The organism is Bifidobacterium avesanii (assembly GCF_009299475.1).
Classification (GTDB): Bacteria; Actinomycetota; Actinomycetes; order Actinomycetales; family Bifidobacteriaceae; genus Bifidobacterium; species Bifidobacterium avesanii.
Genome location: NZ_WBSN01000039.1, coordinates 1 through 5737, shown reverse-complemented (window position 1 = coordinate 5737; position 5737 = coordinate 1). Strand labels below are relative to the sequence as shown.

The window sequence follows — 5737 nt, the reverse complement described above, 5'->3', positions numbered from 1 at the left end:
ATGATCTCGGGCGCGTTGATGCGGTCGTCGTAGAACAGGCCGACGACCATGCGCTTGACGTCCTTGCGGTACATTGCGGACTCCAATCCGGACGCCAAAGCGTCCAACTTTTCGTCCGCACCCCCATCGGCCCCGCCGCGCATCCATTCTGCTCAATCCAACGCACCACCATCGCAGATTGAGCAAATCCGATGCGGGAAGGGCACAATTCGGCCCCAGCGCACTCATCCTGCTCAATCTACCACCCCACCGCCGCAGATTGAGCGAAACCAGTGCGAGAGCGGCACAGTTTCATCCATCCGCACACGCACTCTTCCGCCCAATCATTGAGGAACATGCATGGAGCGAGCCGGCACGCAGAGCACACAGAGCACACGGAACGCACAAGTGCCAAACGCACCCCATCAACGCAAAAAAACGGCGCGGAACCCACGAAAGGTTCCGCGCCGTCGCAAAGCGCAACTTCAGCGGCTCAGCGGTTCAGCGAAGCAAGCCGAAGTATCTCCTACTCCTCGTCCGGATCGTAGTCAACGCCGGTCTCGGCGCGCTGCTCGTCCGTGATCGGGGCCGGGGCGCCGGTCAGCGGATCGCGGCCGCCGCCGGCCTTCGGGAAGGCGATCACGTCGCGGATGGTGTCCGCGCCGGCGAGGATCGACACGGTGCGGTCCCAGCCGAGGGCGATGCCCGCGTGCGGCGGGGCGCCGTACTTGAACGCATCGAGCAGGAAGCCGAACTTCTCCTTGGCCTCCTCCGGGGAGATGCCGAGGACGTTGAGCACGCGGTCCTGGATGTCGTCGCGGTGGATACGCACGGAGCCGCCGCCCATCTCCTCGCCGTTGCAGACGATGTCGTAGGAGTCGGACATGGCGTGCTCCGGATCCTTGTCGAACTTGTCGATCCAGTCCGCGGACGGCATGGTGAACGGGTGGTGCATGGAGGTCCACTTGGAGTGGCCCACGGCCACGTCGTCGTCGTCCGGATCGTCGGTCGGCTTGAACAGCGGGAAGTCCACGACCCACGTGAAGGCGAACTTCTTCGGGTCGAGCAGGCCCTCGCGGCGGGCCAGCTCCACGCGCACGGCGCCCAACAGCAGCTGGGAGGACTCGCGGCGGCCGGCGGCGAAGAACACGGCGTCGCCCGGCTCGGCGTGCACGGCCTCCATCAGGCCGGCGCGCTCCTCCTCGGACAGGTTCTTGGCCACAGGTCCCTTGAGCTCGCCGTCCTCGGCGAAGACCACGTACGCGAGGCCCTTGGCGCCGCGCTGCTTGGCCCACTCCTGCCACGCGTCGAACTGGCGGCGCGGGGTGGCGGCGCCGCCCTTGAACAGGACCGCGCCCACGTACGGGGCCTGGAACACGCGGAACGGGGTGTTCTTGAAGTAGTCGGTGAGCTCCACGAGCGGGTTGCCGAAGCGCAGGTCCGGCTTGTCGGAGCCGTACTTGTCCATGGCGTCCTGCCAGGAGATGCGCGCGATCGGCAGCTGCACGTCGTAGCCGGCGGTCTTCCAGATGGCGGCGATGACCTTCTCGGCCATGGCCATCACGTCCTCCTGATCGACGAACGCCATCTCCATGTCCAGCTGGGTGAACTCGGGCTGGCGGTCGGCGCGGAAGTCCTCGTCACGGTAGCAGCGGGCGAGCTGGTAGTACCGCTCCACGCCGGAGACCATGAGCAGCTGCTTGAGCAGCTGCGGGGACTGCGGCAGGGCGTACCAGGAACCGGGCACCAGACGGGCCGGAACCAGGAAGTCGCGGGCGCCCTCCGGGGTGGACTTGATGAATGTCGGGGTCTCGACCTCGGTGAAGTCCATCTCCTCGAGCGCGTGGCGGGCGGCCTTGGCCATGTCCGAACGCAGCTTGAGGTTGTGCTGCATGGACGGGCGGCGCAGGTCGAGGTAGCGGTACTTGAGGCGCACGTCCTCGCCGGGCAGCTTGTTCTCGGACTCGTTCTCGAGCGCGGTGGACACTTGGAACGGCAGGGCGTCGGCCTTGGCGAGCACGTTGATCGACTCGACGACGACCTCGATCTTGCCGGTCGCCAGATGCGTGTTCTCGTTGCCTTCGGGGCGCAGGCGCACCTCGCCGGTCACCTGGATGACGAACTCGCTGCGCAGAGGGCGAGCCATCTCCTCGTCGTAGATCACGACCTGCACCAGGCCCGTGTTGTCGCGGAGGTCGATGAAGGCGACGCCGCCGTGGTCGCGGCGACGGTCAACCCAACCGGCGAGCGTGACCTTCTGACCGACGAGCGCCTCCGTCACGTCGGTCGCATGATGTGTGCGATAAGCCGTCTGGCCCATGTTTTCCCTACTCCTTTATATCGATCCGTGGATGCGCGTCACTCGACGACCACGGTCTGCCGGGCAACCACAGTATCCGGCTCCCAAGACCGTGCGTCGGCCGGCGTCTGGTCGCCGGAGACGATGTTCTTCACCTCGTCGCCCGCGCCCTCCTGGCCGGGGAACCACACGTACGGGATGCCCAGCTTGTCGGCGTACTTGATCTGCTTGCCGAGCTTGGCGGCGGTGGGGGCCACGTCGGCGGCGATGCCGCGGGCGCGCAGCTCGCTTGCGATGAGGTTGGACGCGGCTCGCTCGTCCTCGTTCCACACGGCGACCAGCACGGCGGCCGGGGAGACGCGGTTCGCGTGGGCGCCCGCGGTGTGCAGCATGTAGCTCACGAGGCGGGACAGGCCGATCGACAGGCCCACGCCCGGGTACTTGCGGTTGCCCTGCGAGGCGAGGTTGTCGTAGCGGCCGCCCGAGCAGATGGAGCCGAGCGACGCGGCGCCGTCGAGGAACGTCTCGTACACGGAGCCGGTGTAGTAGTCCAGTCCGCGGGCGATCTTCAGGTCGGCGATCACCGAGCCGGGGCGGATGCGGGCCGCCTCGTCCACGATCATGGCGAGCGTGTCGAGGCCCTGCTTGGCCAGCGCGTAGGATTCGTCGGAACCGTCGGTCGCGATGCCGTGCGCGGCGCACAGCGCGTCGAACTTCTCCTTGAGCTCCGTGCCGTTCGCGGCGGTCAGCTCGGCGAGCTCCAGGCACGCCTTGGCCTGCGCCTCGCTCGCGCCGCAGCCCTCGACCAGCAGCTTGGAGACCTCGTCGGCGCCGATCTTGTCCAGCTTGTCGATCTCGCGCAGCACGCCCTCCACGTCCGTCAGGCCCAGCCCGCGGTAGAAGCCCTCGGACAGCTTGCGGTTGTTCGCGTGCACGGTCGCCTTGGGCAGGCCGAACTCGCGCAGGCGCTCCAGCGCGGAGACCATGACGAGAGGCAGCTCCACCTCGTAGTGCTCCGGCAGCTCGCCGTTGCCCACCACGTCGATGTCCGCCTGGACGAACTCGCGGAAGCGGCCCTCCTGCGGGCGCTCGCCGCGCCAGACCTTCTGGATCTGCCAGCGCTTGAACGGGAAGGCCAGCGCGCCGGAGTTCTCCACCACGTACCGGCTCAGCGGCACGGTGAGGTCGAAATGCAGGCCGAGACGGTCCTCCACCGGAGTGTCGTTCTCCTGACCGACCTCCTGCAGACGACTCAGCAGGTAGATCTCCTTGCTGGTCTCGCCCTTCTTGAGCAGGCTCGAACCCTGCTCCACGGCACGCGTTTCGATGCCGATGAAGCCGTTGAGCTCGAACACGTTACGCAGCGTGTCGATCACACGCTGTTCCACGACACGCTCCGACGGGAGCCACTCGGGAAATCCTGATAAAGATGCACCTTTAGCCACGAGTCTTTATAATAGGTGAAGTTGCGACAAAACAGCCCGTTTCGCCGCAATGCGACACCTATCTCTCAAGCTTGCAAGGAGCTGACATGGCCGACGAAACCGTGACCGAACCCAACACCACCCCCGAACCCGAAGCGCAGGCGACGGCGCCCGCCGCCGCGGAGCCGGCCACCGCAGTTTCCGCCCCGAAGCCGGCCGCTCCGAAGCCCGGCGTCCCGAAGCCGCACGCCCCCTCCCCCGCCGCGTTCGCCAAGAAGGGCGCCAAGCCGGGCAAGAAGGCCGCCCCCGTGGCCACCGCCGCCTACTCCGAAGCCGACGTCAAGGCCGCCGAGGCGTTCGGCCGCGTCGACGACAACGGCACCGTGTTCGTCAAGGAGGGCGAGACCGAGCGCGAGGTGGGCCAGTTCCCGGACGCCACCAAGGAGGAGGCCCTCACCCTGTACGCCCGCCGCTACATGGAGCTCAAGGCCAAGCTGGACGTGCTGGAGAACCGCCTCAAGGCTGCGAACATCAAGCCGCGCGAGATCGACGAGTCCCTCAAGACCCTCGGCCAGGAAGTGGCCGAGCCGCCGGTCGTGGGCGACATCGCCGCGCTGAAGGCCCAGTTCGAGGCCCTCAAGGCCGAGGGCGCCGCCAAGAAGGCCGCCATCTCCGAGGCCCGCAAGGCCGCCGTCGCCAAGGCGCTGGCCGAGCGCACCAAGATCGTGGAGAAGGCCGAGGCCCTCGCCGCCTCGCTGGACGAGAAGACCAACTGGCGCTCCACCGCGGACAAGTTCCGCTCCCTGTTCGACCAGTGGCAGCAGCACCAGCGCACCAGCGTGCGCATCGACCGCGCCGACGCCGACGCGCTGTGGAAGCGCTTCTCCGCCGCCCGCACCACGTTCAACCAGGGCCGTCGCAAGTGGGCCCAGGAGCGCGACCTCGAGCAGTCGCAGGCCCGCAGCGCCAAGGAGGCGATCATCAAGGAGGCCGAGGAGCTCAAGGACTCCACCGCGTGGGGCGAGACCTCCCGCAAGTTCAGCGAGCTCATGGACCGTTGGAAGAAGGCCGGCCGCGCGGGCCACAACGAGGACGACGCCCTGTGGGCCCGCTTCCGCGAGGCCGCCGACGCGTTCTTCAACGCCCGTCAGGCCGACCGCGACCAGATCAGCACCTCCGAGCATGAGAACCTCACCAAGAAGGAGGCCCTGCTCGCCAAGGCCGAGGCGCTCCTGCCGGTGAAGACCGAGGCCGAGGCGAAGAAGGCCCGCGAGGCCCTGGGCGCCATTCAGGACGAGTGGGACCAGATCGGCTACGTGCCGCGCGACGCCGTGCACCGCATCGAAAGCCGCCTCGACGCCGTGGACAAGCAGATCAAGGCCGTCGAGGACGCCGCGTGGAAGAAGTCCGATCCGGAGTCCGACGCCCGCAAGTCCAGCTTCGAGGAGCAGCTCAACGCGCAGCTCGCCGAGCTCGCCGAGAAGATCGCCGCCGAGTCCGACCCGAAGAAGAAGGCCGCGCTCGAGGCGGAGAAGGCCACCAAGGAGCAGTGGCTCAACGCCATCAAGTAAGGCTCCGGTCAAGTAAGACTCCGATAGGGCTTTACGCCTCGTGAGCGTTTGCCGCCGCGATGTGCTGCATGGCATGCCGCGGCGGCAATTTTTTTCGCGGGACGTCTTTCGGTATCTGTTGGCGTCTTTTTGGCGTATTTCGGCGGGACAATTTCGCCGCTGGCGCACTGGATTCGCTCAATCCGCCACCCAGCCGCCGGAGATTGAGCGAATTCAGTGCGCCAAACGCCCCAACCCATCCGTCACGCACGCATCCTGCTCAATCCGCGAGGAAAGATCGCCAGATTGAGTGAATTCAGTATGCTGATCAAGCCATACCGCCCGTCACACATTTATCGGCTCTTCGCATTTTGGTGTGTAAGGGCCGTGCGGTTTGATTCGGTGTGTGATTGAAAAAGTGAAGGAAACCGCGCGGCTTGGTATTGAGTCTAGCGCGTTCGATGGTCGGGTCCTGCTTGGCTTGG

General features: G+C 66.6%; 3 protein-coding genes. 1 reads left to right on the top strand and 2 read right to left on the bottom strand.

Annotated elements, in window-relative coordinates; translation table 11 throughout:
* Positions 1 to 505: 505 nt before the first annotated feature.
* Both aspS and hisS read right to left on the bottom strand, forming a co-directional pair.
* The gene (gene aspS, locus DSM100685_RS10585) at positions 506 to 2299 is read right to left on the bottom strand and encodes an aspartate--tRNA ligase (RefSeq protein ID WP_152351300.1); all 1794 of its coding nucleotides are present in this window, start codon (positions 2297 to 2299) and stop codon (positions 506 to 508) included.
* Positions 2300 to 2337: 38 nt separating this feature from the next.
* On the bottom strand, positions 2338 to 3723 hold the full coding sequence (gene hisS, locus DSM100685_RS10580) for a histidine--tRNA ligase (protein WP_152351299.1): 1386 nt from the start codon (positions 3721 to 3723) through the stop codon (positions 2338 to 2340).
* A gap of 86 nt (positions 3724 to 3809) precedes the next feature.
* Here hisS and DSM100685_RS10575 point away from each other — a divergent pair, with 86 nt between their 5' ends.
* The gene (locus DSM100685_RS10575; RefSeq protein WP_152351298.1) at positions 3810 to 5273 is read left to right on the top strand and encodes a DUF349 domain-containing protein; all 1464 of its coding nucleotides are present in this window, start codon (positions 3810 to 3812) and stop codon (positions 5271 to 5273) included.
* The last annotated feature ends 464 nt before the right edge of the window (positions 5274 to 5737 follow it).